This is a genomic window from Kaistella sp. (assembly GCF_032060305.1).
In the GTDB taxonomy this organism is placed as follows: domain Bacteria; phylum Bacteroidota; class Bacteroidia; order Flavobacteriales; family Weeksellaceae; genus Kaistella; species Kaistella yananensis.
Genome location: NZ_DAMBHK010000147.1, coordinates 1 through 1,751 on the forward strand (window position 1 = coordinate 1; position 1,751 = coordinate 1,751).

Sequence of the window (1,751 nt, forward strand, 5' to 3'; positions counted from 1 at the left end):
ACCAATATCGGTGTTTTTCGGGAATATGTTTTCAATTATCTTAAAAATAACCGCAACATCGATCAGGAAGGAACAATTCTGGTTCGCCAACTCGAAAATACACCGCAGGGAATGCCGCTGGAGATTTATTGCTTTACCAATGATTCGCAATGGGCGAATTATGAGGAAATTCAGGCTGATATTTTCGATCACCTTCTTGTAGCTTCAAAGGAATTTGACCTTGAAGTTATACAGTTTGCAAAAATTCAATAACGATGACAAAACTTAGTGTAAATATCAATAAAATTGCCACCCTCCGAAACGCCCGCGGTGGCGACCTCCCCAGTGTAGTAGAAGCTGCGGTAAAACTTCAGGAATTTGGTGCGCAGGGAATTACGATTCATCCACGGCCGGACGAAAGACATATTACCCGAAAAGATGTGTATGATCTGAAACCTTTGGTCAGTACAGAGTTTAATATTGAAGGAAATCCGCACCGTCCGTTCATCGATATGGTTCTCGAAATTAAGCCGGAGCAGGTGACGCTGGTTCCGGATGCTGATGACGCCATTACCTCCAACGCAGGCTGGGATTGCGAAATGCATCTCGGTTTTTTGAAAAATGTAATTTCAGAGTTTAAAAAAGCAGGAATCCGAACCTCAATTTTCCTTGATCCAAATCCGGAAATGGTAAAATTCGCTGCAGAAACCGGCACCGACAGAATTGAGCTGTACACAGAAGCGTACGCTAAAAACTACAGTCGAAATAAAGAAGAAGCTATAAAACCGTACGTAGAAACAGCAAAAGAAGCGGAAAAATATGGTCTTGGCGTTAACGCAGGACACGATTTAAGTCTGGAAAACCTGAAATATTTCTCAGATCAAATCCCGAATCTGCTCGAAGTTTCAATAGGACACGCTTTAATTTCTGAAGCGTTGTATATGGGCATGGAAAATACGGTTCAAGCTTATCTGAAAAGATTGGCCAAATGGTAAAAGTAGTGTGAAGCGGGCTTTAGCCCGTTTTTTATATTCAGTATTTATTGGCTTTTCGCCGAAATTTATGTTAATTTTGACCTTTAAATTATTATAAATGGAAATTTTACACTCTAAAATCTACGGGCAGGACAAACCGGGAACTCCGCTCCTCGTTTTTCACGGCCTTTTCGGTATGCTCGATAACTGGGGAAGTTTCGGCAAAGAAATGGGCGAGTTTTTTCCTGTTCACCTTATCGATTTAAGAAATCACGGGAAAAGTTTCCATTCTACAGAAATGTCTCACGACGATCTTGCGCATGATATTTTCCATTATATGGATTTTCATCACATCGAAAAAGCCAATCTTCTGGGGCATTCTCTTGGCGGAAAAGCCGTGATGCAATTTGCTATTAAATATCCCATTAAAGTACAGAAATTAATTGTTGTAGATATTTCTCCCAAAGCTTACCCGCCACATCATCAGGGAATCCTGAAAGCGCTGGAAAGTGTAGATTTTGAAAATTTAAACACAAGACAGCAAGTTGAAGAAGTGCTGCAACAGTATATTCCGGAAAAATCGGTTATTCAGTTTTTGACAAAAAATTTATACTGGACTGATGATAAAAAACTGGCCTGGCGCTTTAATCTGAAAACCCTTTCGGAAAAATACAGCGAGTTTGTTTCGAATGCAATAAAATTCGGTGTGTTTTCCGGAGAAACTCTTTTTATTGCCGGTGCAAAATCAAATTACATTTTGCCACAGGACGAATTTCAGATCAAGCAGCAGTTCCCGCA

2 protein-coding genes and 1 pseudogene are annotated in these 1,751 nt (G+C 40.3%); all 3 read left to right on the forward strand.

Features of this window, described 5'->3' with window-relative positions:
- Window positions 1-252, forward strand: a pseudogene (locus V5N63_RS11800) (mechanosensitive ion channel family protein); the annotation flags it as partial.
- Window positions 253-254: 2 nt separating this feature from the next.
- On the forward strand, window positions 255-974 hold the full coding sequence (locus V5N63_RS11805; RefSeq protein ID WP_332034100.1) for a pyridoxine 5'-phosphate synthase: 720 nt from the start codon (window positions 255-257) through the stop codon (window positions 972-974).
- Between the two features lie 97 nt (window positions 975-1,071).
- Window positions 1,072-1,751, forward strand: a 680-nt coding sequence (locus V5N63_RS11810) for an alpha/beta fold hydrolase (RefSeq protein WP_332034101.1), incomplete at its 3' end; no start/stop codon positions are given.

Excerpts from the sequence above, each read along its gene's own strand:
- V5N63_RS11805 (WP_332034100.1), top strand. The coding sequence starts at position 255 with ATGACAAAACTTAGTGTAAATATCAATAAAATTGCCACCCTCCGAAAC.